At 56.9% G+C, this 24,954-nt stretch carries 19 protein-coding genes; 10 read left to right on the top strand and 9 right to left on the bottom strand.

Annotated elements, in window-relative coordinates:
* Positions 1 to 43: 43 nt before the first annotated feature.
* Entirely contained in the window at positions 44 to 604 is a 561-nt protein-coding gene (gene nudE / locus ACWPW2_RS16220) for an ADP compounds hydrolase NudE (RefSeq protein WP_124967119.1), read from the bottom strand.
* A gap of 317 nt (positions 605 to 921) precedes the next feature.
* Here nudE and ACWPW2_RS16215 point away from each other — a divergent pair, with 317 nt between their 5' ends.
* From ACWPW2_RS16215 to pckA, 5 genes are all read left to right on the top strand, one after another.
* Entirely contained in the window at positions 922 to 3,057 is a 2,136-nt protein-coding gene (locus ACWPW2_RS16215; RefSeq protein WP_454124153.1) for an intracellular growth attenuator family protein, read from the top strand.
* 66 nt (positions 3,058 to 3,123) lie between these two features.
* The gene (gene yrfG, locus ACWPW2_RS16210) at positions 3,124 to 3,801 is read left to right on the top strand and encodes a GMP/IMP nucleotidase (protein WP_454124152.1); all 678 of its coding nucleotides are present in this window, start codon (positions 3,124 to 3,126) and stop codon (positions 3,799 to 3,801) included.
* A complete protein-coding gene (gene hslR / locus ACWPW2_RS16205; RefSeq protein WP_023481974.1) occupies positions 3,801 to 4,202 on the top strand; it encodes a ribosome-associated heat shock protein Hsp15 in 402 nt (133 codons plus the stop codon). Before yrfG ends, hslR begins: the two co-directional genes overlap by 1 nt.
* A 24-nt stretch (positions 4,203 to 4,226) precedes the next feature.
* Complete coding sequence (gene hslO / locus ACWPW2_RS16200; protein ID WP_054802627.1) at positions 4,227 to 5,105, top strand: Hsp33 family molecular chaperone HslO; 879 nt, start codon at positions 4,227 to 4,229, stop codon at positions 5,103 to 5,105.
* Positions 5,106 to 5,440: 335 nt separating this feature from the next.
* Positions 5,441 to 7,060 carry a phosphoenolpyruvate carboxykinase (ATP) gene (gene pckA / locus ACWPW2_RS16195; RefSeq protein ID WP_454124149.1) on the top strand — a complete coding sequence of 540 codons (1,620 nt, stop codon included), beginning with the start codon at positions 5,441 to 5,443 and terminating at the stop codon, positions 7,058 to 7,060.
* Between the two features lie 62 nt (positions 7,061 to 7,122).
* Here pckA and feoC read toward each other — a convergent pair whose 3' ends face one another.
* The 5 genes from feoC to greB form a co-directional block, all read right to left on the bottom strand.
* Positions 7,123 to 7,362, bottom strand: coding sequence for a [Fe-S]-dependent transcriptional repressor FeoC (feoC, locus tag ACWPW2_RS16190; RefSeq protein WP_454124147.1), 240 nt, complete (start codon positions 7,360 to 7,362; stop codon positions 7,123 to 7,125).
* An 11-nt stretch (positions 7,363 to 7,373) separates the two neighbouring features.
* A complete protein-coding gene (feoB, locus tag ACWPW2_RS16185; protein ID WP_454124145.1) occupies positions 7,374 to 9,692 on the bottom strand; it encodes a Fe(2+) transporter permease subunit FeoB in 2,319 nt (772 codons plus the stop codon).
* A 30-nt stretch (positions 9,693 to 9,722) separates the two neighbouring features.
* Complete coding sequence (gene feoA, locus ACWPW2_RS16180) at positions 9,723 to 9,950, bottom strand: ferrous iron transporter A (RefSeq protein WP_023482091.1); 228 nt, start codon at positions 9,948 to 9,950, stop codon at positions 9,723 to 9,725.
* Positions 9,951 to 10,399: 449 nt separating this feature from the next.
* Positions 10,400 to 12,736: a Tex family protein gene (locus ACWPW2_RS16175; protein ID WP_454125253.1), complete on the bottom strand. Its 2,337-nt coding sequence runs from the start codon at positions 12,734 to 12,736 to the stop codon at positions 10,400 to 10,402.
* Between the two features lie 101 nt (positions 12,737 to 12,837).
* Positions 12,838 to 13,311, bottom strand: a complete 474-nt coding sequence (gene greB, locus ACWPW2_RS16170) for a transcription elongation factor GreB (RefSeq protein WP_023482054.1) — start codon at positions 13,309 to 13,311, stop codon at positions 12,838 to 12,840.
* Between the two features lie 217 nt (positions 13,312 to 13,528).
* Between greB and ompR the strand changes: the two genes are divergently transcribed.
* Both ompR and envZ read left to right on the top strand, forming a co-directional pair.
* Positions 13,529 to 14,248: an osmolarity response regulator transcription factor OmpR gene (gene ompR / locus ACWPW2_RS16165; protein WP_006177890.1), complete on the top strand. Its 720-nt coding sequence runs from the start codon at positions 13,529 to 13,531 to the stop codon at positions 14,246 to 14,248.
* Entirely contained in the window at positions 14,245 to 15,597 is a 1,353-nt protein-coding gene (gene envZ, locus ACWPW2_RS16160) for a two-component system sensor histidine kinase EnvZ (protein ID WP_094422385.1), read from the top strand. Before ompR ends, envZ begins: the two co-directional genes overlap by 4 nt.
* Positions 15,598 to 15,638: 41 nt before the next feature.
* On the opposite strand, the gene bioH is transcribed toward envZ, so the two are convergent.
* Positions 15,639 to 16,409, bottom strand: coding sequence for a pimeloyl-ACP methyl ester esterase BioH (gene bioH, locus ACWPW2_RS16155; protein WP_454124141.1), 771 nt, complete (start codon positions 16,407 to 16,409; stop codon positions 15,639 to 15,641).
* A gap of 38 nt (positions 16,410 to 16,447) precedes the next feature.
* Between bioH and gntX the strand changes: the two genes are divergently transcribed.
* From gntX to gntT, 3 genes are all read left to right on the top strand, one after another.
* On the top strand, positions 16,448 to 17,131 hold the full coding sequence (gene gntX / locus ACWPW2_RS16150) for a DNA utilization protein GntX (RefSeq protein ID WP_454124139.1): 684 nt from the start codon (positions 16,448 to 16,450) through the stop codon (positions 17,129 to 17,131).
* Between the two features lie 58 nt (positions 17,132 to 17,189).
* Positions 17,190 to 17,765: a Fe-S biogenesis protein NfuA gene (gene nfuA, locus ACWPW2_RS16145; protein ID WP_023481993.1), complete on the top strand. Its 576-nt coding sequence runs from the start codon at positions 17,190 to 17,192 to the stop codon at positions 17,763 to 17,765.
* A 576-nt stretch (positions 17,766 to 18,341) separates the two neighbouring features.
* Complete coding sequence (gene gntT / locus ACWPW2_RS16140) at positions 18,342 to 19,658, top strand: gluconate transporter (RefSeq protein WP_023481969.1); 1,317 nt, start codon at positions 18,342 to 18,344, stop codon at positions 19,656 to 19,658.
* A gap of 370 nt (positions 19,659 to 20,028) precedes the next feature.
* Here gntT and malQ read toward each other — a convergent pair whose 3' ends face one another.
* Positions 20,029 to 22,110 (bottom strand): 4-alpha-glucanotransferase, encoded by a 2,082-nt coding sequence (gene malQ / locus ACWPW2_RS16135; RefSeq protein ID WP_454124136.1) that lies wholly within the window; start codon positions 22,108 to 22,110, stop codon positions 20,029 to 20,031.
* A gap of 9 nt (positions 22,111 to 22,119) precedes the next feature.
* Positions 22,120 to 24,513, bottom strand: coding sequence for a maltodextrin phosphorylase (malP, locus tag ACWPW2_RS16130; protein ID WP_270222001.1), 2,394 nt, complete (start codon positions 24,511 to 24,513; stop codon positions 22,120 to 22,122).
* Positions 24,514 to 24,954 lie beyond the last annotated feature (441 nt).

The raw sequence follows: 24,954 nt of genomic DNA, 5'->3' as shown, positions 1-24,954 counted from the left end.
AAAAGGGCGCTTTCGCGCCCTTTTCTTTTATTGATTGCTGCGGTTAAAGCCGCCCCTGCCCTTTGAGCCACTCACGCACTAAGAAGAGCGCGCTGACATTGCGGGCTTCGTGAAAATCGGGATCTTCAAGCAGGTCCATTAAATGCTTTAACGGCCAGCGCACCTGCGGCAGCGGCTCAGGCTCATCGCCCGGCAGGGATTCAGGATAGAGATTTTCCGCCACCAGGATATTCATTTTGCTGGAGAAGTAGGAGGGCGCCATGCTCAGTTTCTTCAGAAAAGTGAGCTCGTTCGCGCCAAATCCAACCTCTTCCTTTAGCTCGCGGTTGGCCGCTTCATATATATTTTCACCCTCGTCGATCAGACCTTTGGAGAAGCCCAGTTCGTAGGATTCGGTGCCGACCGCATATTCACGGATCAGAATCAGGTGATCGTCGATGATCGGCACAATCATTACCGCTTCACGATTAGAGGGACGCATGCGTTCATAGACCCGACGCACACCGTTGCTAAATTCCAGATCCACGCTTTCGACGTTAAAAAGTCGTGACGAAGCCACGGTTTCGACGTTGAGAATGGTGGGTTTTTGCAATGATTTGCTCATTATTATCGGTCTTTGCAGAGAAACTTTCGTTATTGTGCGACACTACGCACGCCCTGGGCAATCTCCTTTGCCGCTTATTTACATTCTTGCAACCTATCTGAAATCAATTCGCATTTTCACTAAAAAGTCAATAGCTTGAAATAAAACTAAGAATTTGCTGATATTCCCGCCAGGGTGCTTTTGCTATTCTTCCCAACGATGGTATGCGCTTAAAAATACTCAAGTTAATTTCTTGCTTATCGCGGCCAACCACATTAGATATTTACGGGAAGGGTGCAACTGACTACACCTGTTTGAAAAAGTAAGATGGGGAAAGCATGAGCACCATTTTGATTTTTTTAGCTGCTATGCTGGCCTGCGCATTCCTCGCCGGATGGATTTACAGGTACAGGTCGCAACGTCGATACCGACTGCCTTATTTACCGGCATTCTCCGGCGCGACGGCTCGCAAATTGACTCCAGAAGAGCGCGACGCCGTCGAACGCTACCTGGAATCGCTTTCCCGTACCCAAAATACCCCTGGCCCGACCGGTGCTACTGCCGCTCCTGTCCCGATTAAACTTACCGCACATAGTAATACGGTGCTGTTTGTCGCCCATCCCATCACGCGCTACGGCATCACTACCGACGCGCCGAATAAATGGCGCTACTACCTGGACTCCGTTGAGGTCCATCTCCCGCCATCGTGGGAGCAATACATTAATGATGAGAATAATGTTGAGCTGATTCGCACCGACTCCATGCCGCTGGTGATTGCTCTCAATGGGCACACGCTTAGCGAATATATGTATGAAGAGCGCGGCAGCGAACTGCAGCATATTAGCTCAACCCATTCGGCGATCCGCGGTGAAGAGAGTGAACAGATTGAACTGCTCAATATTCGCCGCGAAAGCCCCTATGAACATACGCTGAACCGCCCGGACGGCATGCGCGAAGCGCTGCTGATTTGTGCTTCATTCCTGATGTTCTTCTTCTGCCTCGCGTCGCCGGAAGTCTTTGTGCCGTGGATGGCGGGCGGCGGCGTGCTGCTGCTGGCGGCCGGGCTGTGGGGGCTTTATGCGCCGCCAGCAAAGAACACGCTGCGCGAAATCCACTGCCTGCGCGGGACGCCAAAGCGCTGGGGGCTGTTCGGTGAAAATAATCAGGAGCAGATGAACAACATCTCGCTCGGTATTATCGATCTGATTTATCCAAAACACTGGCAGCCCTTTATCACCCGCGATTTGGGCCAGCAAACCGATATCGATATCTATCTTGATCGTCACGTCGTGCGCCAAGGGCGCTTTTTGTCACTGCATGATGAAGTGAAAAATTTCCCGCTTCAGCACTGGGTGCGCAGCGCGGTGATCGCGCTCGGCTCGCTGGTGGTGCTGGCGATGCTGCTCATCTGGGTGCCGCTGGATATGCCGATCAAATTCACCGTTTCGTGGATTAAAGGCGCGCAAACCGTTGAAGCCAGCAGCGTCAATCAGCTTGAAGCCGCCGGTTTGCGCATTGGCGATACGCTGCGCATCAGCGGTACCGGGATGTGTAATATTCACACGCAGGGCAACTGGGCCTCGCGCCAGACGTCGCCGTTCACGCCGTTCGACTGCTCGCAGATTATCTGGAATAACGCCCCTCCCCTGCCGCTGCCGGAATCGGATATTGTGACCAAAGCCACCGCGCTGGCGCAGGCAGTCAGCCAGCAGCTGCATCCGACCACGGAGGAGGATTCCCGCGTCAGCCCGGTGTTACGCTCCGCCATTCAAAAATCCGGCATGGTTCTGCTGGATGATTTCGCTGATATCGTGCTGAAAACACAGGAACTTTGCTCGGCTGAAGATGAGTGTCTGCGCCTGAAGAATGCGCTGGTAAACCTCGGCAACAGCAAGGATTGGGAGACGCTGACCAAACGCGCCAGCGAAGGTAAGCTTACCGGGGTGAACGTTCTGCTGCGCCCGGTGAGCGCAGAGTCCCTCGACAACCTGGTCACCACCTCGACCGCGCCGTTTATTATGCGTGAAACCACGCGCGCGGCGCAGGCGCTGAACAGCCCCGCACCGGGCGGCTTTTTGATTGTCAGCGAAGAGGGTAATGAACTGGTCGATCAGCCGTGGCCGCCGATGGCGCTCTATGATTACCCGGCACAGGAGCAATGGGCCGAGTTCCAGCGCCTGGCGCAGATGCTGATGCAGACGCCGTTCCACGCTGAGGGGATCATCACAAGCCTTGTGACCGATGCCAACGGCACCAAACATATCAGCCTGCACCGCATGCCGGATGCCGCCGGTTTATGGCGCTATGCCGCCACCACCCTGCTGCTGGCTGCAATGCTCTTATCCAGCATCTACAATGGCGTGCTGGCACTGCGCCGCTACCAGCGTAACCGCACCCGTATCGAAGAGATTCAGCAGTACTACGAAAGCTGCCTGAACCCCCGCCTCATCCCCAGCGAAGATAGCCTCGGCTGATAACGATCTGCTGCGCGAGCTGTGTTAACCTTTCGCGCAGATTTTTCTCTGGCTGGAGCCCTTCTCATGCACATTGATATTGCCTGGCAGGACGTTGATACCGTTCTGCTGGACATGGACGGCACGCTGCTCGATCTCGCCTTCGATAACTATTTCTGGCAACAGCTGGTGCCGCAAACCTACGGTGAGAAAGCGGGTTTAACGCCGCAAGAGGCGCAAAGCGCCATCAGCCAGGCCTATCACGACGTGCAGCATACGCTAAACTGGTACTGTCTGGACTACTGGAGCGAACGGCTTGGGCTGGATATTTGCGCCATGACTACCCAGCAAGGGGCGCGCGCCGTACTGCGTGAAGATACGGTTCCGTTTCTTGATGCGTTGAAAAAAAGCGGCAAGCGCCGCATTTTGCTGACCAACGCGCACCCGCACAACCTGGCGGTTAAGCTTGAACACACGGGTCTGGCGGCGCACCTTGATTTATTACTTTCCACCCATACATTTGGTTATCCGAAAGAGGATCAGCGCTTGTGGCAGGCTGTCGCCACTCATACCGGCCTTGATCCCGCGCGAACGCTGTTCATTGATGACAGCGAGCCGATTCTTGATGCCGCCGCGACATTTGGTATTCGCTACTGTCTCGGCGTCGCCAATCCAGACTCCGGGTTGGCGGATAAGCGCTATTTGCGCCATCCGGCCATGAACGACTACCGCCGCTTACTCCCCTCGCTTCTAAAGGAGATGTAATGAAACAGCAGCCTGCGCAAGAGGTCCGCCTGGATAAATGGCTCTGGGCAGCGCGTTTTTATAAAACCCGCGCCTTTGCCCGCGAGATGATCGACGGCGGCAAGGTGCACTACAACGGGCAACGCAGCAAGCCGAGTAAAATCGTCGAGCTGAACGCCACCCTGACGCTGCGTCAGGGCAATGATGAGCGAACCGTGATCGTAAAAAGGATTACCGATCAGCGCCGTCCGGCAAGCGAAGCCGTTGAACTGTATGAAGAGACGGCCGAGAGCATTGAGAAACGCGAAAAAATGGCGCAGGCCCGCAAGCTCAATGCGCTGACCATGCCGCACCCCGATCGCCGCCCGGATAAGAAGGAGCGCCGCGATCTGATGAAATTTAAATCCGGTGGCAGCGAGTAACGCGCACCCGCAAGAGAGAAAAACATGGCCAATCAAGACCAATTACACCGCTACCTTTTTGAAAACTACGCCGTGCGCGGCGAGCTGGTAACCGTCTCCAACACCTGGAAAGAGGTGCTGGAAAACCACAACTACCCGCTGCCGGTGAAAAACCTGCTCGGCGAGTTACTGGTTGCCACCAGCCTGCTGACCGCAACGCTGAAGTTTGCTGGCGACATTACCGTTCAGGTGCAGGGCGATGGCCCGATGAGCCTTGCGGTAATCAACGGCAACAACCGTCAGCAGATGCGCGGCGTTGCGCGCGTACAGGGCGAGATCGCGGACGATGCAAGCCTGAAAACGCTGGTGGGTAACGGTTATCTGGTGATTACCATTACGCCGGAAGAGGGCGAGCGCTACCAGGGCGTAGTTGGCCTCGAAGGTGAAACGCTGGCCGAATGCCTGGAAGATTACTTCCAGCGCTCTGAACAGCTGCCGACGCGCTTGTTCATTCGCACCGGTGATGTCGAAGGCCAGCCGGCGGCAGGCGGTATGCTGCTGCAGGTGCTGCCCGCGCAGGATACCCAGGCGGAAGACTTTGAGCACCTGGCCGTACTGACGGAAACCGTCAAAGCGGAAGAGCTCTTTACCCTGCCGGCGAATGAAGTGCTGTGGCGTCTCTATCATGAAGAAGAGGTCACCCTTTACGATCCGCAGGATGTTGAGTTCAAGTGCACCTGCTCGCGCGAGCGTTGCGCAGGCGCGCTGAAAACCCTGCCGGATGAAGAAGTGGACAGCATCCTCGCCGAAGAGGGCGAAATCGATATGCACTGCGATTATTGCGGCAACCACTACCTCTTCAATGCGATGGATATTGCGGAAATCCGCAATAACGCCTCCCCTGCTGACCCCCAGGTTCATTGATAGCAGTTATTAATCGCCGCCTTCAGGGCGGCGTTTTTGTCTCGCCGATCACGTTTCCGTTAAAATCCTGCCTGTAAGTGTTACGTAATTCTCTTTCATGAAAGCGATTACAGTCACAAAGCAAAGGTTAAAAATGCCGTCCCGCGCCGTTTTAAGAACATTTCCCCGATGAATGTAATAAATTTTGGCATAATCCGTGCCGTTAAGTGACCTCAATCACAGCGTTTTCGTCAGACTGGGCTTTGAGCCAGGTAAATCTATGAACCTCGTCCCGGTTGCGGCAAAGAATCACCCCTACACTTTCAGGCAGTACATTTTGGCTAAGGAGCAGTGACATGCGTGTTAAGAGTTTAACCCCGCAAGATCTCAAGGCTTATGGAATCAACGATGTTCAGGATGTCGTTTACAACCCCGATTACGAAACGCTGTATCAAGAGGAACTTCGTCCGGACCTGGAAGGGTATGAGCGCGGCGTATTGACCACCTCCGGCGCGGTTGCCGTCGATACCGGCATCTTTACCGGCCGCTCGCCGAAGGATAAGTACATTGTTCGCGATGACACCACGCGCGACACCGTCTGGTGGTCTGATAAAGGCAAAGGCAAGAACGACAACAAGCCGCTCTCGCCGGAAGTGTGGCAGCATCTGAAAGGCCTTGTCACCGAACAGCTCTCCGGCAAGCGTCTCTTTATTGTCGATGCCTTCTGCGGCGCCAACCCGGACACCCGCCTCGCGGTACGCTTTATTACGGAAGTTGCCTGGCAGGCGCATTTCGTCAAAAACATGTTTATTCGCCCGAGCGACGAAGAGCTGGCAGAGTTCACGCCGGACTTTATCGTGATGAACGGCGCGAAGTGCACCAACCCGCAGTGGAAAGAGCAGGGCCTCAACTCAGAGAACTTTGTTACCTTCAACCTGACCGAACGCATCCAACTGATTGGCGGGACGTGGTACGGCGGTGAGATGAAGAAAGGGATGTTCTCGATCATGAACTACCTGCTGCCGCTGCAAGGGATTGCGTCGATGCACTGCTCGGCAAACGTCGGCGAGAAAGGCGATGTTGCCGTCTTCTTTGGTCTCTCCGGCACCGGCAAAACTACCCTCTCCACCGATCCGAAACGCCGCCTGATTGGCGACGATGAGCACGGCTGGGACGACGATGGCGTCTTCAACTTTGAAGGCGGCTGCTACGCGAAAACCATTCGTCTCTCCGAAGAGGCAGAACCTGATATTTTCCATGCTATTCGCCGCGATGCGCTGCTGGAAAACGTCAGCGTGCGCGCCGATGGCAGCATCGACTTCGATGATGCGTCGAAAACCGAGAACACCCGCGTCTCCTACCCGATTTACCATATCCAGAATATTGTTAAACCGGTCTCGAAAGCGGGTCACGCCACCAAAGTGATCTTCCTGACGGCGGATGCGTTCGGTGTTCTGCCACCGGTGTCGCGCCTGACTGCCAGCCAGACGCAGTATCACTTCCTCTCCGGCTTTACCGCTAAACTGGCTGGCACCGAGCGCGGCGTTACCGAGCCGACGCCAACCTTCTCCGCCTGCTTCGGCGCAGCCTTCCTGTCGCTGCACCCGACGCAGTATGCCGAAGTGCTGGTAAAACGCATGCAGGCCTCCGGGGCGCAGGCCTACCTGGTGAATACCGGCTGGAACGGCACCGGCAAACGTATCTCCATTAAGGATACGCGCGCGATTATCGACGCCATTCTTAATGGTTCGCTGGACGATGCCGAAACCTTTACCCTGCCGATGTTTGACCTGGCGATCCCGACCTCGCTGCCGGGCGTTGAGAGCCGTATTCTCGATCCGCGCGGAACCTACGCGTCGCCGGAGCAGTGGCAGGAGAAAGCCACGCAACTGGCGAAACTCTTTATCGAGAACTTCGAGAAGTATACCGATACGCCTGCGGGTGCCGCGCTGGTCAGCGCCGGGCCGAAACTGTAATCCGCTTACGCAAGAGAGACAAAACCCGCCGAAAGGCGGGTTTTTTTATGGTATTGAATCGGTTAGCGCAGCATCCACCACTCGCGCGAACAGGCAGATTTGCCTTCCGGGCACGCTTTGCAACTGCCGGACAGGCAACCGCTCGCCTCCTCTTCAACACGCACCGCGCGCCCCATTGCTTCCAGCCGCGCCAGCATGGCGTCGATCAGCGCCCTCGGTGTATGCAGGGCGAGGCTGAGCTGGCTTGCCTCCATCCGCCCCTGCAACGCCAGCAGATCGCGTACCTCAATAAGCGATGCCATTACGTGACTCCTTAATGACAGTCGCTTGCCGGGCTGTCGCAGCAGCTGGCTACCGTTCTGCGCGTAGCCAGCAGATTAACATTCACGCGGCTGCGCGCCCGGCGCAACACGCTAATCACCAGCACGTTAAACACCACCACCGCCAGCATGCAGGTCAGGCTGTAGAGCGGATGCTGATGGAAAGTGACGGTTTGATAGAAGAGCGTGGAGAGCGAGTAGGCGATATTCAGCCCCCATAGCACCGAGAAGCCCATCCAGCCGCGGCTGGCTTCGCGGGCAATCGCGCCCATTGCGGTAATGCATGGCACATAGAGCAGAACAAAAATCAGGTAGCTGTAGGCCGCAGCCGCGCTGCCGAACTTCTGGCTCATCACCCCCATGGTGCCGGTCGCCATCTCGCCGTCGCCCTTGCTGGCTTCGATCGGGTTAGCAAGCACGCTCAGGCTGAAGGTCTCTTTGATGGAGCTGCCGGTCTCTTCCAGCGCGGCGATCAGTTCATCGCTCAGGCTGAATGTCGCCGGGTTAAAAGCCTCCTGCTCAATATTTTCCGCGGTGTAGAGCGTGTTGAGCGTGCCGACGACCACCTCTTTTGCCATCGCGCCGGTGACCAGCCCGACCGTTGCCTGCCAGTGATCGCCCTGCACGCCAATCGGCTCTAACAGCGGGGTAAAGACGCGGCTGATAGAGGCCAGCGCGGAGTCGTTGATGTTATGCACCGTGCGGCCATTCAGCGAGAAGCTGTTCATCGCGCTGAGGAAAATGCTGACGATAATGATCACTTTCCCGGCGCGGATAACAAAGCCTTTCAGCCGCTGCCAGGTTTGCAGCAGCAGGCTTTTCAGATGCGGAACATGGTAGACCGGCAGCTCCATCACAAACGGCGATGCTTCACCGCGCAGCAGCGTGTATTTCAGCATCAGCCCGGTGAGGATTGCCATTACCACGCCCAGCAGATAGAGCGAGAAGACCGCCACCGCACCCTGCTGGCCGAAAAAGGCGGCGGCAAAGACGGCAAAAATCGCCAGCCGCGCGCCGCAGGACATAAACGGCGCCATCATGATGGTAATCAGCCGCTCACGCGGCGCATCAAGCGTACGCGCGCCCATCACCGACGGCACGTTGCAGCCGAAGCCGACAATCAGCGGTACAAAGGATTTGCCCGGCAGACCAAGCGACTGCATCAGGCGGTCCATCACAAACGCGGCGCGCGCCATATAGCCGGAGTCCTCAAGAAAGGACATAAACAGGTACATCATCCCCAGTTGCGGCACCAGCGGCAGCACGGTATTCACACCGCCGCCCAGCCCCTGGGCGAGGAAGACCGTTAGCCACTCCGGGAAGTGCAGCGTAAACCCGAGCCACTGAATACCGTGGATAAAGATCGCCACCGAACCGGCATCAAAAATGGGTGAGAACGCCCCGCCAATATTGATGGCGAAGAGGAACATCAGGTACATGACAAACAGGAAGATCGGTAAGCCGAGAAAGCGGTTGAGAATGATGCGGTCAACGGCGGCGGTGAAACGGCTTGGCTCAGCGGTCAGCGTATTGCTGACGGTATCGCAAATCGCGGCGATGGCCTGGTAACGCGCATCGGCGATATGCAGCGCCGGATCGTCCATCTCCGCCTGCAAGCGCGAAAGCGCGGCGTTAAGCTGGCTGTCGGAAATATCGGCATTGGCGCGGCTATAGATGTCCCCTTCCAGCATCTGCAAGCCCATCCAGCGGCGCTGCTGCCAGGGAAGCGCGTCGCGCATCTGCCCGGCCAACGTATCTGCCTCGCGCGCCAGCGGCAGCGCGTAGTGCACCAGTTCGACATTGTCATTGGCACGGTGGCGATCGATGGCGAGTTTCAGCGCCTCGATCCCGCGCCCGCGCGTGGAGACCAGCGGGATCACCGGGCAGCCAAGGCGGCTGGCGAGCGCATCGATATCAATTCGCAGCTTCTGCTTTTCGGCGATATCCAGCATGTTGAGGGCAATAATGCAGGGCACGCCAAGCTCCAGCAACTGCAACGTCAGGTAGAGGTTGCGCTCAAGGTTAGAGGCATCCACTACGTTTATCAGCAGATCGGCATCGCCGTTCAGAATGTAGTGGCAGGCAATCTGCTCATCGAGAGAGGTTTGCGCGGAGATGGTGGTTAGCGAGTAAGTGCCGGGCAGATCAACCAGTGTGACCTGGTGGTCGGTGGTGGTAAAGAGCCCCTCTTTGCGTTCAACGGTGACCCCGGCCCAGTTACCGACGCGCTGGCGGGCACCGGTTAACTGATTGAATAATGTCGTCTTGCCTGAATTGGGGTTGCCAATTAAGCCAATGGTCATTTTTTTCATTTTATTTCGCACCCCGCGAAAACGTTGCGATTAACGTGAAACCACTTCTAATTTAAGAAAGGCGAGATCTTTTTTTCTTAACACTAAATTAACGCGGCGCGTTTCGATATGCACCGGATCGCCCAAAGGGGCAACGCGAACAACATTAAAAGAGGAGCCGGGCAACATGCCGAGGGATAAAAGTTTCTGCCGCCATGCCGGGCTTATTTCTGGCGAGAAACCGAGAATTTTCCACGCGCTATCAGGAGAGAATTGCATAGAGCCTACTTATCTTTTCTGCGAGTCAATATCACTCATGCGTCGTTGAGACGTACGTTTGGTCATCAAAGAGAGGAGGAGTGAGTCTGTGGGTACGATGATAATGAGAATGGTTTCTATCAGCAATCCAAAGCGTGCGCTTCCGGCGGGGATAATTAAAAAGTTACGCTCTTTTTGATGTAGCGCAATATTTGCTATATCGGAATTTTCAGGATCAAATAGTGAATAGCGAGTGGGAATAATAAGAATAAATTTATATTTGGCAACCGCGTTTAATAACACATCGAAATATAATAAATGTCGTCAATATTAGCTCAACCGCTAATGGCGCGCGGAATAGCTTCAATTTACTGACTATTCTCTTCAGCGGAAAATAAAACCCTAAGCGCAACGGGCAAAATAACGGGCGGAAGAAAAAAAGCCCTCTTCAGGAGAAGAGGGCTTTTCTATTAGCGTTTCTTACCCATCGCCGCTGCCAGCGCATCCATCATCGCGCTGTTGCCGGCAGGCTGCGTGTCGCGACCACGCGGCGCTTTCGCCGGACGGGCGGCGTTGCGGTTGCCATTATCACGGTCATTGCCATTGCCACCGCGGCGCGGCGCGCTTTCACCCGGCTGCTCATTGAGACGCATAGTGAGAGCGATACGTTTGCGTGGCAGATCGACTTCCAGCACTTTCACCTTCACGATATCGCCCGCTTTCACCACCGTATGCGGATCTTCAACGAACTTATCCGCCAGCGAAGAGATATGTACCAGCCCATCCTGATGGACGCCGATATCGACGAACGCGCCGAAGTTGGTGACGTTTGTCACCGCACCTTCCAGCACCATGCCCGGCTGGAGATCGTTGAGGGTCTCAACGCCTTCCGCAAAGGTCGCGGTTTTGAACTCCGGACGCGGATCGCGGCCCGGCTTCTCCAGCTCTTTGATGATGTCGGTCACCGTCGGCACGCCGAACTGCTCATCGGTAAACTCTGACGCTTTCAGTTTGCGCAGCTCAGTGCTGTTGCCCATCAGATCGCGCAGAGACTGTTCTGTCGCTGCCAGAATGCGCTCCACCACCGGGTAGGTTTCCGGGTGAACGGTAGAGGCGTCGAGCGGGTTATCGCCGTGATTGATACGCAAAAAGCCCGCGCACTGCTCAAAAGCTTTCGGCCCGAGGCGGCTCACTTTTAACAACTGTTGGCGGTTCTGGAACTGACCGTTTTCATCGCGCCAGGCAACAATGTTCTGCGCCATCATGCGGGTTAACCCGGCCACGCGCGTCAGCAGCGGCACGGAGGCGGTATTGAGATCGACACCGACGGCGTTTACGCAATCTTCTACTACCGCATCGAGTTTGCGCGCCAGTTGGCTCTGGCTGACGTCATGCTGATACTGGCCGACGCCGATAGATTTTGGGTCGATCTTCACCAGCTCGGCCAGCGGATCCTGTAAGCGACGGGCAATCGACACCGCGCCGCGCAGGGAGACATCCAGATCAGGAAACTCCAGCGCCGCCAGCTCAGAGGCGGAGTAGACCGACGCCCCCGCTTCGCTGACAATCACCTTCTGCGCCGTCACTTTCGGGAACTGTTTCTGCACATCGAGGAAGAAGCGCTCGGTTTCGCGTGAAGCGGTGCCGTTACCAATCGCCACCAGCTCAACGTTATGCTTTTCGCACAGCGCCGCCACGGCCACTGCCGCTTTTGCCGCCTGCCCGGTGTGTGGGTAGATGGTGTCGGTAGCGACCAGTTTGCCGGTGGCATCGACTACTGCCACTTTCACGCCGGTACGTAAACCGGGATCGAGACCCATGGTGGCGCGCAGACCGGCCGGTGCCGCCATCAGCAGATCGTGCAGGTTGCGGGCGAAAACGTTGATCGCCTCATCTTCCGCACGCTCACGCACCGTGCCCATCAGCTCCGTTTCCAGATGCATCAGCACTTTGATGCGCCAGGTCCAGCTCACCACGCCTTTACGCCAGCTGTCCGCCGGAGCGTTATTCAGGCGCAGGCCAAGGTGATCGATAATAATCTGCTCGCCGTGGCTCTCTTTTGGTGGCTCATCGAACTGCGGATCGGCGTTCAGCGAAAGTTGCAGGATACATTCGTTACGCCCGCGGAACATCGCCAGCGCGCGGTGAGAAGGGACGGTGGAGAGCGGTTCATGATGATCGAAGTAGTCGCGGAACTTAGCGCCCTCCTCCTCTTTCCCGGCGACAACCGTCGAGACGAGATGGGCGTTCTTCCATAAGTAGTTACGCACTTTCGCCAGCAGCGCGGCATCTTCCGCGAAGCGCTCCATCAGGATGTAACGCGCGCCGTCGAGGGCCGCTTTGCTGTCGGCAACGCCTTTGTCAGCATCTACGAAGGTCGCTGCAAGAGTATCAGGATCCTGCGACGGATCGTTCCACAGCGAATCCGCCAGCGGCTCGAGACCCGCTTCAATAGCGATCTGCCCGCGCGTGCGGCGTTTCGGTTTGTAGGGAAGATAGAGATCTTCGAGTTCAGTTTTGCTCAGGGTGCCGTTAATCGCCTGCGCCAGCTCATCGCTCAGTTTGCCCTGCTCGCCGATCGATTTCAGGATCGCCTGGCGGCGCTCTTCCAGCTCGCGCAGGTAGCCGAGACGGGTTTCAAGTTGACGCAGCTGCGTGTCGTCCAGACCGCCGGTCACCTCTTTACGGTAACGCGCGATAAACGGGACAGTGTTGCCTTCATCAAGCAGGCGAACGGCGGATTCCACCTGTTCGGTTCGTGCCTTAAGTTCACCCGCAATAATGCGGCAGAGCGAATCATTCATCATGTCTTTCATCATCTTCTGAACAAAAAATCAGGGGACAGTTATACGGACTGACACAGCAAAATGCCAGCCGTTGGCGGGCGCTCTCAGACTCATCCGGGCACTTATTTTACGTAGACGATCTCGTTGACGTACCAGGTCGCTTCACCACCCGGTGTCTGCACTACCGCCACATCGCCGACCTCTTTTTTCAGCAGCGCGCGGGCCATCGGCGAATCGATAGAGATGTAATCTTTGCGGCCGAAAATTTCGTCGTAGCCGACAATGCGAAAACGCAGGGTATCGCCATCGTCGTTTTCAATCTCCACCCAGGCACCAAAAAAGACCTTTCCTTCCTGTTGCGGCGAATAATCGACGATTTTTAAATTTTCGAGGCATTTTGTCAGGTAACGCACGCGACGATCGATTTCGCGCAGGCGTTTTTTGTTGTATTGATAATCAGCGTTTTCACTGCGGTCGCCGAGGCTTGCCGCCCAGGTGACCTTTTTTGTCACTTCCGGGCGCTCCTGACGCCAGAGAAAATCGAGTTCCTGCTTCAGTTTGTCGTAACCTTCACGGGTAATCAGGGGCGTTTTCATTGATGGGCCTTATTAATGTCTTCGCTGCACTTTACAAACGGAACGCGGTAACGTGCGGATTAATCATGCTTTATGTGATGCAATATGCATATAAGCTGCTGTTAAATATGCTTTGTAACAATTTCGACTAGAATGTATACCAGATTTCGCTGGTCGTTAACGCGCACTTTTTTAGAATACGGAAACATTATTGTCGGAACCTTTGGGAGTAAAAACAATGCAAGAGAATTATAAGATTCTGGTCGTGGATGACGATATGCGTCTGCGCGCATTGCTCGAGCGTTACCTTACTGAGCAGGGCTTCCAGGTTCGTAGCGTGGCTAACGCGGAACAAATGGATCGTTTGTTAACCCGCGAATCCTTCCATCTGATGGTGCTGGATCTGATGCTGCCGGGCGAAGATGGTCTCTCTATCTGCCGCCGTCTGCGCAGCCAGAGCAACCCGATGCCGATCATTATGGTGACGGCAAAAGGCGAAGAGGTTGACCGCATTGTCGGGCTGGAGATCGGTGCCGACGACTATATTCCCAAACCCTTCAACCCGCGTGAACTGCTGGCACGTATCCGTGCGGTGCTGCGTCGCCAGGCTAATGAACTGCCGGGCGCCCCCTCTCAGGAAGAAGCGGTTATCGCCTTTGGTAAGTTCAAACTGAACCTCGGCACCCGCGAAATGTTCCGCGAAGATGAGCCGATGCCGTTAACCAGCGGTGAGTTTGCGGTGCTGAAAGCGCTGGTCAGCCATCCGCGCGAGCCGCTGTCGCGCGATAAGCTGATGAACCTGGCGCGCGGTCGTGAATACTCGGCGATGGAGCGCTCCATCGACGTGCAGATCTCCCGCCTGCGCCGCATGGTGGAAGAGGATCCGGCGCATCCGCGTTATATTCAGACCGTCTGGGGCCTGGGCTACGTATTTGTACCGGACGGCGCTAAAGCATGATGCGAGTGCGTTTCTCGCCGCGAAGTTCCTTTGCCCGCACGCTGCTGCTCATCGTCACTTTGCTGTTCGTCAGCCTGGTGACGACGTACCTGGTGGTACTGAATTTCGCCATTTTGCCAAGCCTTCAGCAGTTCAATAAGGTTCTTGCTTACGAAGTTCGTATGCTGATGACCGATAAACTGCAACTGGAGGATGGCACGCAGCTGGTGGTGCCCCCGGCATTTCGCCGCGAGATCTATCGCGAATTAGGCATTTCTCTCTACTCCAACGAGGCGGCGGAAGATGCCGGCCTGCGTTGGGCGCAGCACTATGAGTTTCTGAGCCAGCAGATGGCGCAGCAGCTCGGCGGACCGACCGAAGTACGCGTTGAGGTGAACAAAAGTTCGCCGGTGGTGTGGCTGAAAACCTGGCTGTCACCCAACATTTGGGTGCGCGTACCGCTCACGGAAATTCATCAGGGCGATTTCTCCCCGCTCTTCCGCTATACGCTGGCGATTATGCTGCTGGCTATCGGCGGCGCGTGGCTCTTTATCCGTATTCAGAACCGACCCCTTGTTGACCTTGAACATGCCGCCCTGAAAGTGGGGAAAGGGCAGATCCCGCCGCCGCTGCGGGAGTATGGCGCATCGGAGGTGCGCTCGGTGACCCGCGCCTTCAACCAGATGGCGGCGGGTGTCAAACAGCTGGCGGATGACCGCACGCTGCTGATGGCGGGCGTCAGCCACGATCTGCGCACACCGTTAACGCGTATTCGTCTGGCGACCGAGATGATGGGTGAAGAGGATGGCTATCTGGCTGAATCCATCAACAAAGATATCGAAGAGTGCAACGCGATTATCGAGCAGTTTATCGACTACCTGCGCACCGGCCAGGAGATGCCGATGGAAGCGGCGGATCTTAACGCCGTGCTCGGAGAAGTGATTGCCGCAGAGAGCGGCTACGAACGTGAAATCGACACCGGTCTGCAAGAGGGTGAAATCATCGTGCGCATGCATCCGCTCTCGATTAAACGCGCGGTCGCCAATATGGTGGTCAACGCGGCGCGCTACGGCAATGGCTGGATCAAAGTCAGCAGCGGCACGGAGCTGAACCGCGCCTGGTTCCAGGTGGAAGATGATGGCCCGGGCATTAAGCCCGAGCAGCGAGAGCATCTATTCCAGCCGTTTGTGCGCGGCGACAGCGCCCGCAGCACCAGCGGCACCGGCTTAGGCCTGGCGATTGTCCAGCGTATTGTCGATAACCATAACGGACTGCTGGAACTGGGCACCAGCGAGCGCGGCGGGCTCTGTATCCGCGCCTGGCTGCCGATCCCTGTCGTTCGCCAGAACGGGCAGCTCAAAGAGGTGTAAACCTGTAGCGCTTTGCACGGCTGGCAAAGCGCTTTTCCTTTCTACAACTTCGCTTTCAGCGCCAGCAGCGCGTCGCAAAAAGCTTCAGGGTGCGACACAAACGGTGCATGGGCCGCTTTCGGGAAGATAATCGACTCGCTTGCGGGCCACATCTCATCAAGCAGTGGCACAATCTTACGCGGCACTAATCCATCAAGATGACCATATAGGCGCAAAAACGGCAGCGACAGGCTCTGCAACGCCTCGCGCAGATCGACCGTCTTCAAAATCTCCAGCCCGCCGTTCAGCACCTCCGTCGACGGCATATCCAGCGATAAGACGGCGCTTTTCAGCAAGCGCGCATCCTGACGCGCGGTATCGCTGCCCATGGTTTGCAGCGCCAGAAAGCGCTCAACCGTGCGTTGAAAATCCTCGCTAAGCTGGTGCTGAAAACCGGCCAGCACTTCAGGTTTAATTCCCGGCCACGCGTCACGCGCGCTGAAACAGGGCGAGGAGGCGACGGTAACCAGCGCGCTTACCCTTTCCGGTGCCTGCAGCGCAATCTGGCTTGCCACCAGCCCGCCGAGGCTCCAGCCGAGCCATATCGCTTTTTCCGGCGCCTCGGCTAAAACGCACTGCGCCATCTGCGCCAGGGTCTGCGCGCCAAAACCGCGGCTGCGGCCATACCCCGGAAGATCGACCAGGTGCAGCGTAAAATGCGAGCTGAGTTCCGCCGTAATGCAATCCCATACTTGTGCATTCAGCCCCCAGCCGTGCAGCAGCACAAGATGCGCATCTCCTTCGCCTTTGGTTTGCCACCAGATTTCACTCATCAGTTATCGTTCTCTTCTTTCACACAAGGAGGTGCCACATGCTAACAGTGCCGGGATTGTGCTGGCTATGCCTGATGCCATTAATGCTCAGCCACTGGGGGGTCTGTTCGCGCTGTACGCGAAGCCTGCAACGGCGAGAAAAAGTTTGCCCTTTGTGCGGTTTACCCACCGCCTGTGAACGGCTTCCCTGCGGGCGCTGTTTACGCCGCGCGCCACCCTGGCAGCGGCTGATTGCCGTTAGCCGCTATGCGCCGCCGCTCAGCCTGCTGGTGCATCAGTTTAAATTCCATCCGCGCCCGGAGATGGCTCCCGCGCTGGCGCGCCTGCTGCTGCTGGCGGTCCACAGTGCGCGGCGCATCAATGCCCTGCCGCCACCGGATATGCTGGTGAGCGTGCCGCTGCACGGCCGCCGCCAGTGGCGAAGAGGGTTCAATCAGAGCGATCTGCTGTGCAGAAGCCTTTCGCGCTGGCTGCGCTGCCCTTACCCGCGCGCGGCGCTCAGGCGACAGCGGGCGACGCCGGTTCAGCATCAGTTAGCGGCACGGCTACGTAAAAGGAACGTGAAAAACGCCTTCCGTCTTGAATTGCCAGTAGCGGGTCTCCATATCGTTATTGTGGATGATGTCGTCACCACCGGCAGCACGGTCGCAGAGATCAGCCAGCTGCTTTTACGCAGCGGCGCAGCCACTGTTCAGGTCTGGTGCCTGTGTCGAACCTTGTAGACCCTCGATGATGGGCGTATTATAACCGAGTAAAATAGTCAACTATTAGGCCATTGCTATGATCCGTATTTCCGACGCTGCCCAAGCGCACTTTGTCAAACTGCTGGCGAATCAGGAAGAAGGGACACAAATCCGCGTATTTGTGATCAACCCAGGCACGCCAAACGCAGAGTGTGGTGTCTCTTACTGTCCGCCGGATGCGGTCGAAGCCACCGATACCGCACTGAAATTTGAACAACTGGTTGCCTATGTCGATGAGCTGAGCGCGCCGTATCTGGAAGATGCGGAAATCGATTTTGTCACCGACCAGTTGGGCTCTCAGCTGACGCTGAAAGCTCCGAATGCCAAAATGCGTAAAGTCTCTGACGACGCCCCGCTGATGGAGCGCGTGGAGTATTTACTGCAATCGCAGATCAACCCGCAGCTCGCAGGCCACGGCGGTCGCGTTACGCTGATGGAGATCACCGATGAAGGCTACGCCATTCTACAATTCGGCGGCGGCTGTAACGGGTGCTCCATGGTTGACGTAACCCTGAAAGAAGGCATCGAGAAGCAGCTGCTGAACGAGTTCCCGGAACTCGCCGGCGTACGCGACCTCACCGAGCACCAGCGCGGCGAGCACTCTTACTACTAAGCCTCTTTGCGCTTTGAGTATGTTGCCCGGTGGCGCTTCGCTTACCGGGCCTACTCCTTCATGGCAGCCCTTACGGGTCTGCTAACGCGTGCCCCCACCCAGCAATCAAACCTCTCCATCCCATTAGCCTTTTCCTCCGCCCCCGTAGGCCGGATAAGGCGTAGCCGCCATCCGGCACTCAAACCGCCTCAACCCACAAGCCTGCTCCCCCGCACCGTAGGCCGGATAAGGCACAGCCGCCACCCGGCAATCAAACCGCTTCAACCCACAAGCCCGCTCCCCCGCCCCGTAGGCCAGATAAGGCGCAGCCGCCATCCGGCAAATACCCCCCTACTTTTACTCTGCCGTTAGTATGACGAAGCTCTCACTTCTTACATTTTGATCCGCCGGGTGATTCTCTTTATCGGGATGTTACCCGTATCATCCCGACCGGCACCGACAAGATAAAAAACATCCGACTACAATTTTCAGCAATGGATGTAAGCCGAAACGGTGCCGCAGCGCGATTTCACCTTTTGAAAGCGGCTGCCCGAAAACACTGACGTTACCCATAACAAATTAAAGGCCAGGTAAATCATGCCATTAGTCATCGTTGCTATCGGTGTTGCTCTCCTACTGTTACTCATGATCCGTTTCAAAATGAACGGATTTATCGCTCTGATCCTCGTCGCGCTTGCCGTGGGGATGATGCAGGGCATGCCGCTGGATGCGGTGATTAAATCGATCAAAGCCGGCGTTGGCGGAACGCTGGGCAGCCTTGCGCTGATCATGGGCTTCGGTGCCATGCTGGGTAAGCTGCTGGCGGACTGCGGCGGCGCGCAGCGCATTGCCACCACGCTGATTGAAAAGTTTGGTCGCAAGCACATCCAGTGGGCAATCGTGTTAACCGGTTTTACCGTCGGTTTCGCCCTCTTCTACGAAGTAGGTTTTGTACTGCTGCTGCCGCTGGTCTTTACCGTTGCGGCTTCCGCGCGCATTCCCCTGCTCTATGTCGGCGTGCCGATGGCAGCGGCGCTTTCCGTGACGCACGGCTTCCTGCCGCCGCACCCGGGCCCAACCGCTATCGCCACCATTTTCCATGCTGATATGGGTAAAACCCTGCTCTACGGTACGCTGCTCGGCATTCCGACAGTGATCCTCGCTGGCCCGGTTTACGCCCGTTTCCTGAAAAATATCGACAAACCGATCCCGGAAGGGCTCTACAACTCAAAAACCTTTAGCGAAGAAGAGATGCCGGGCTTTGGCGTCAGCGTCTGGACATCGCTGGTGCCGGTGATCCTGATGGCGCTGCGCGCCGTGGCGGAGATGGTGCTGCCGAAAGGCCACGCCCTGCTGCCCTACGCTGAGTTCTTTGGTGACCCGGTGATGGCGACCATGATTGCGGTGCTGATTGCGGTCTTCACCTTTGGTCTGAATCGCGGCCGTTCGATGGACGATATCAACGAGACGCTGACCAGTTCGATCAAAATCATCGCCATGATGCTACTGATCATCGGCGGCGGCGGCGCGTTCAAGCAGGTGCTGGTCGACAGCGGCGTGGATAAGTACATCGCCTCAATGATGCATGCCACCAACCTCTCTCCGCTGTTTATGGCCTGGTCGATTGCCGCCGTGCTGCGTATTGCGCTCGGCTCCGCAACCGTTGCGGCAATTACCGCAGGTGGCATCGCGGCTCCGCTGATCGCCACAACTGGCGTAAGCCCGGAGTTGATGGTGATTGCCGTTGGCTCAGGGAGCGTAATCTTCTCACACGTTAACGATCCGGGTTTCTGGCTGTTTAAGGAGTATTTCAACCTCACCATCGGTGAAACCATGCGTTCGTGGTCCGCGCTGGAAACCATTATTTCGGTATGTGGCCTGGTGGGCTGCCTGCTGTTAGGGATGGTGGTCTGAGGCAGGAATTGCCGGATGGCGCTTCGCTTATCCGGCCTACGATGCGGGTTGATGTGGCTGAAACCGCTTGCCGGATGGCGCTTCGCTTATCCGGCCTACGATGCGGATTGATGTGGCTGAAACCACGTGCCGGATGGCGCTTTGCTTCTCCGGCCTACAATGCGGGTTGATGTGGCTGCTACCGCATGCCGGATGGCGCTTCGCTTATCCGGCCTGTGAATGCGGATTGATGTGGCTGAAAACGCTTGCCGGATGGCGCTTGCGCTTATCCGACCTACAGGTTCTGTGTTACTGAAACGGCGTAGGCCGGATAAGGCGTAGCCGCCATCCGGCAATATGCCCGGGCGCATTACGCGGCCGGGCATTTTTATTACCGTTTTCCGGCGGCCTTACGGCGGCGGTCGAGATCCTTAATCAGCCTGTTTACCGTCTCATCGGCAAACATCTCCTCAAGCGAAACCGCAAGCTTACGCCGCCAGTTTTGATACTGATCGCTGGTGCCGGGCACGTTAACCGGCGACGACATATCCAGCCAGTCCTCCGGTTGCAGCCCCAGCAGAGCGCTGTTGCTGTCAGCAATATAGCGTTGCAAACCGCGATTAAGGATCGACGACATCGGCATGCGTAACGCCTTTTTGCCCGTGCGCTGCGGCAAGCAGCCATGCTGATGCAGCGCCGTCAGCAGCCCCTGTTTTGCCTGCTCACGATCGTCATATAAACCGCTCAGCAACTCTTCATCCGGGTAGAGGCCCAGCGTTTTGCCAAGGGTTAAATCACCGCTCTCCCAGTAGCCGCGCAGGGTCGGCAGATCGTGGGTGGTGGCAACCGCCATCGACTGCGCCGGCCACGCTTCGGGAGCGTGGAACACTTTATCGTCGTTTTCGAAATAGAGCACTTTGTAGGAGTAAACGCCGCCGCGCCGCAGCTTGCCGACGATCTCCTGCGGAACGGTACCGAGATCTTCACCGATCACCATGCACTGGTGACGATGGCTCTCAAGGGCGAGGATCGCCAGCAGATCGTCAACCGGATAGTGAACATACGCTCCCTGATCCGCTGTTTCACCGTAGGGTATCCACCACAGGCGCAGCATCGACATCACATGATCGATACGCAGCGCGCCGCAATTTTTCATATTCGCGCGCAGCAGGTCGACAAACGGCGCATAGCCGCGCGTCTGCATAACGTGCGGATCCATCGGCGGTAAGCCCCAGTTTTGCCCCAGCGGCCCGAGAATATCCGGCGGTGCGCCAACGGAGGCTTTCAGGCAGTAGAGCTCACGATCGCACCAGGTTTCCGCGCCGCCTTCCGCCACGCCAACCGCCAGGTCGCGATAGAGGCCAATCGGCATCTGGTAACCCTGGCTGGTTTGCCAACACTCGGCGAACTGCGTAAATGCCAGCCACTGCAACCAGAGGTAGAAATTGACCTCATCGGCATGCTGCTGGCAAAAGGCTTTCACCTCCGGGCTGTCGATGGATTGATAGCCCTGTGGCCAGGCCGGCCAGCCCCAGTGCAGCGGATCTTCCTGCACCTGGAACGCATGCAGCGCATCGAACGCCGCCTGCCAGTAAAGGCTGTCGCCCTCCTGCTCAACGAAAGCGCGGAAAGCGGCAAACTGTTCATCATTCTCGCCGCGCTGGCTGAAGCCTTGCCACGCCATGCGCAGTGCCGTCAGCTTCAGGGCGGTAACCGCCGAATAGTCGACCCACTCGCTTTCGCGGGCAGCGCGCAGCGCCTTCTGGGTGGCGGCTTTTTTCCACCACGCCTGCGCCGCTTTGCTCTGGGCAAAATCCTCTACTGCGTTAACGTCGATATAGATTATGTTCAGCCAGCGGCGAGACGACGGGCTATAGGGGCTGGCGCTCTCCGGGTAAGCGGGATAGAGCGCATGAATCGGGTTCAGCCCGATAAACGCGCCGCCGCGCTCGCCGACGCCGGAGAGCATCTGTTTCAGATCGCCGAAATCGCCGATCCCCCAGTTGTTTTCAGAACGCAGCGTGTAGAGCTGCACGCAGGCACCCCACAATTTTTTACCGTCACGCAGCGCCTGCGGCTCATAACAGCGGGCAGGCGCGATAATTACCCGGCACGTCCACTGCTGCTTTTTCTGTGTCAGCGTCAGAGAGTGGTAACCCAGCGCCAGGCCGCCTGGCAGCGGTAGATCGTCACCGCCGCTTACCTCGCCCTGATAGGTTTTGCCCGCTTCGGTCGTCAGCTGCCACTGGTATTGCCCCTTACCGGAGACCACCAGCCGCTTCTTTTTACCGTGAATAAACACCTGTACCGCCGGCACAGGTGCAGCATTTACCGTCGCCGGGACAGGGTGCATTGCATCCAGTAACCGCTGTTTGGTCTGCGCACTGATGGACTGCGGTTTACCGTGCGCATTGATATAATTTGGGCTGATTCCTGCCGTCAGCGCGGCCTGTTCCAGACGTTTACTCTGCATTGCGCTTCCTTAACGTTTTGCCTGCCAGATGCGGGTCTGGTAATCGCGGATCGAGCGGTCAGAGCTGAACATGCCGCAGCGCGCGGTATTGAGGATCGCCGCACGCGTCCAGGCCTCCTGGTCGCGATAGAGCACATCCACCTGCTTTTGCGCCTCGACATAGGCGGCGAAATCCGCCATCACCAGGTAGGGATCGCCGCCCTGTTTGCCGATGCTGTGCAGCATCTGGTCGAAGGCATGCTTATCGCCGCCGCTGTATTTCCCGCTCTCCAGCTCTTTCAGTACCGCATCAAGCAGCTTATCTTTTTTACGCCACTTGACCGGGTCGTAACCTTTCGCTTTCAACGCCTTCACCTGCTCAACGGTGTGACCGAAGATAAAGATATTCTCTTCGCCCACCTGCTCAGCGATTTCAACGTTAGCGCCATCCAGTGTGCCGACCGTTAATGCGCCGTTGAGCGCCAGCTTCATGTTGCCGGTGCCGGAAGCCTCTTTGCCCGCGGTTGAGATCTGCTCGGAGACATCCGCCGCCGGGATCAGTTTTTCCGCCGCCGAGACGCAATAATCCGGCAGGAACACAACTTTCAGCTGGTCGCCAATCGACGCATCGTTGTTAATTACGTCTGCCACTTTGTTGATAGCGTAGATGATATTCTTCGCCAGGTAGTAACCCGGCGCCGCTTTTGCGCCAAACAGGAAGACGCGCGGTACGCGGTTCGCCTGCGGGTTTTCGCGGATCTCCTTATAGAGCGCAATGATATGCAGCAGGCCAAGGTGCTGGCGTTTGTACTCATGCAAACGCTTGATCTGGATATCAAAAATCGCTTCAGGGTTGATCACAATACCGGTGCGCGCTTTGACAAATTCCGCCAGACGCACTTTGTTTTGCCGCTTAATGTCGCGATAGTGCTGGCGAAATGCCGCATCGTCGGCGTACTTCTCAAGATTGATTAATTGATCGAGATCGTTGGCCCACTCTTTTTTCAGCGTCTTATCGAGCAGCGCGGCCAGCAGCGGGTTGCACTGTTTGATCCAGCGGCGCGGCGTGATGCCGTTGGTGACGTTATGGAATTTGCCCGGCCACAGCTGGTGGTATTCCGGGAAGAGATCTTTCACCACCAGATCCGAGTGCAGCGCGGCCACGCCGTTAACGGCAAAGCCACCAACCACGCAGAGGTTGGCCATGCGCACCTGCTTGTCATGCACCACCGCCAGTTTTGCCCACACCGCTTTATTGCCCGGCCAGGTCTGCTCAACCTGCGCTTTAAAACGCTCGTTGATGCGTTTGATGATCTGCATATGGCGCGGCAGCAGCGCTTTCACCAGTGACTCATCCCAGCGCTCGAGCGCTTCCGGCATCAGCGTATGGTTGGTGTAAGCAAAAGTACGGCTAGTGATCGCCCAGGCGTCATCCCAGCTCAGCTGATGCTCATCAAGCAGCACGCGCAGCAGTTCAGGAATGGCGATGGTCGGGTGGGTATCGTTCAGTTGGATCACTTCGTAATCCGGCAGTTGCGCCAGTTTGCGCCCGGCCAGGTGATGGCGGCGCAGAATGTCCGCCACCGAGCAGGCGCACTGGAAATATTGCTGCATCAGACGCAGCTTTTTACCGGCCTGATGGTTGTCGTTCGGGTAGAGCACTTTGGTGAGCTTTTCAGCGTCGATACCCGTCTGCTCCGCGCGCAGGAAATCGCCATCGTTGAATTTGGTGAGATTAAACGGATGCGCGTGGGTGGCCTGCCACAGGCGCAGCGGCTGGGTAATGCCGTTGCGGTAGCCAATCACCGGCAGATCCCAGGCTTCGCCCACGAGGGTAAAGGCCGGTTGCCACTGCCCCTCTTTACTCACTTTGCCGCCAATGTTGACCTGCACATCCAGCTGTTCGTTATGGCGGAACCACGGGTAGCTGCGGCGATGCCAGTCATCCGGCGCTTCATGCTGCTGGCCGTCGACAAAGGACTGGCGAAACAGCCCGTACTGGTAGTTGAGGCCATAACCTGTGGCAGGTTGGCCGACGGTCGCCATTGAGTCGAGGAAACAGGCCGCCAGACGCCCCAGGCCGCCGTTACCGAGCGCCGGATCGATCTCCTCTTCCAGCAGATCGGTCAGCTGGATATCGTGCGCCTGCAACACTTCGCCGACCGCCTCATACCAGCCGAGGTTCAGCAGGTTGTTGCCCGTCAGGCGACCGATCAAAAACTCCATTGAGATGTAGTTAACGTGGCGCTGCTCCTTCGCCGCTTTTGGCGCAGGCTGCGCCGCCAACAGTTCCGCCAGCGCGCCGCTCACGGCATGCCACCACTGGCGAGTTGTCATTTCCGTTGCAGAGTGAACCCCAAAACGCTGCCACTGGCGCGTCAGGGCCGCTTCAAATTGCGCTTTATCAAACGTTGGCTTTGTCATAAAAATCCGGGTCCTGTGTGAAGATAATCGACATTAGCGCTAGTGTGCAGATCTACGGGTAGCACTTCCTCATCCTGGCGGGGATTAGACAGGGAGGAGTAGCGGGGATGAGCGAAAAAATGTGATCGCCGCCACCTAAAATTTTTATCGCACGGTGAGTCGATAATGAAATGCCGTTTCGGTAATAAATTGTTTTACGCGCGCAGAGAACGCGGCGAAATAATATTTTATGCGCGGCGACGTTACCGTTTCGCTAATTGCGCGTTGCTTTTACGCGACCTATTAATATGGCCTATTTTTTTCTGCGGAAAATGTGCCCGCTTTTGCCCAGCCGCCCGCTGCGTCCGGGGTCGATTTATTCGTTACTAAAATAGAACTGTGACATAGTGCAAATTCACAATCGTCAGATCCGGACATAACTTGCAATATTTCCTCATCTGT

It is taken from the genome of Kosakonia sp. Marseille-Q7440, assembly GCF_965119485.1.
This window is presented reverse-complemented; position numbering and strand designations above follow the sequence as displayed.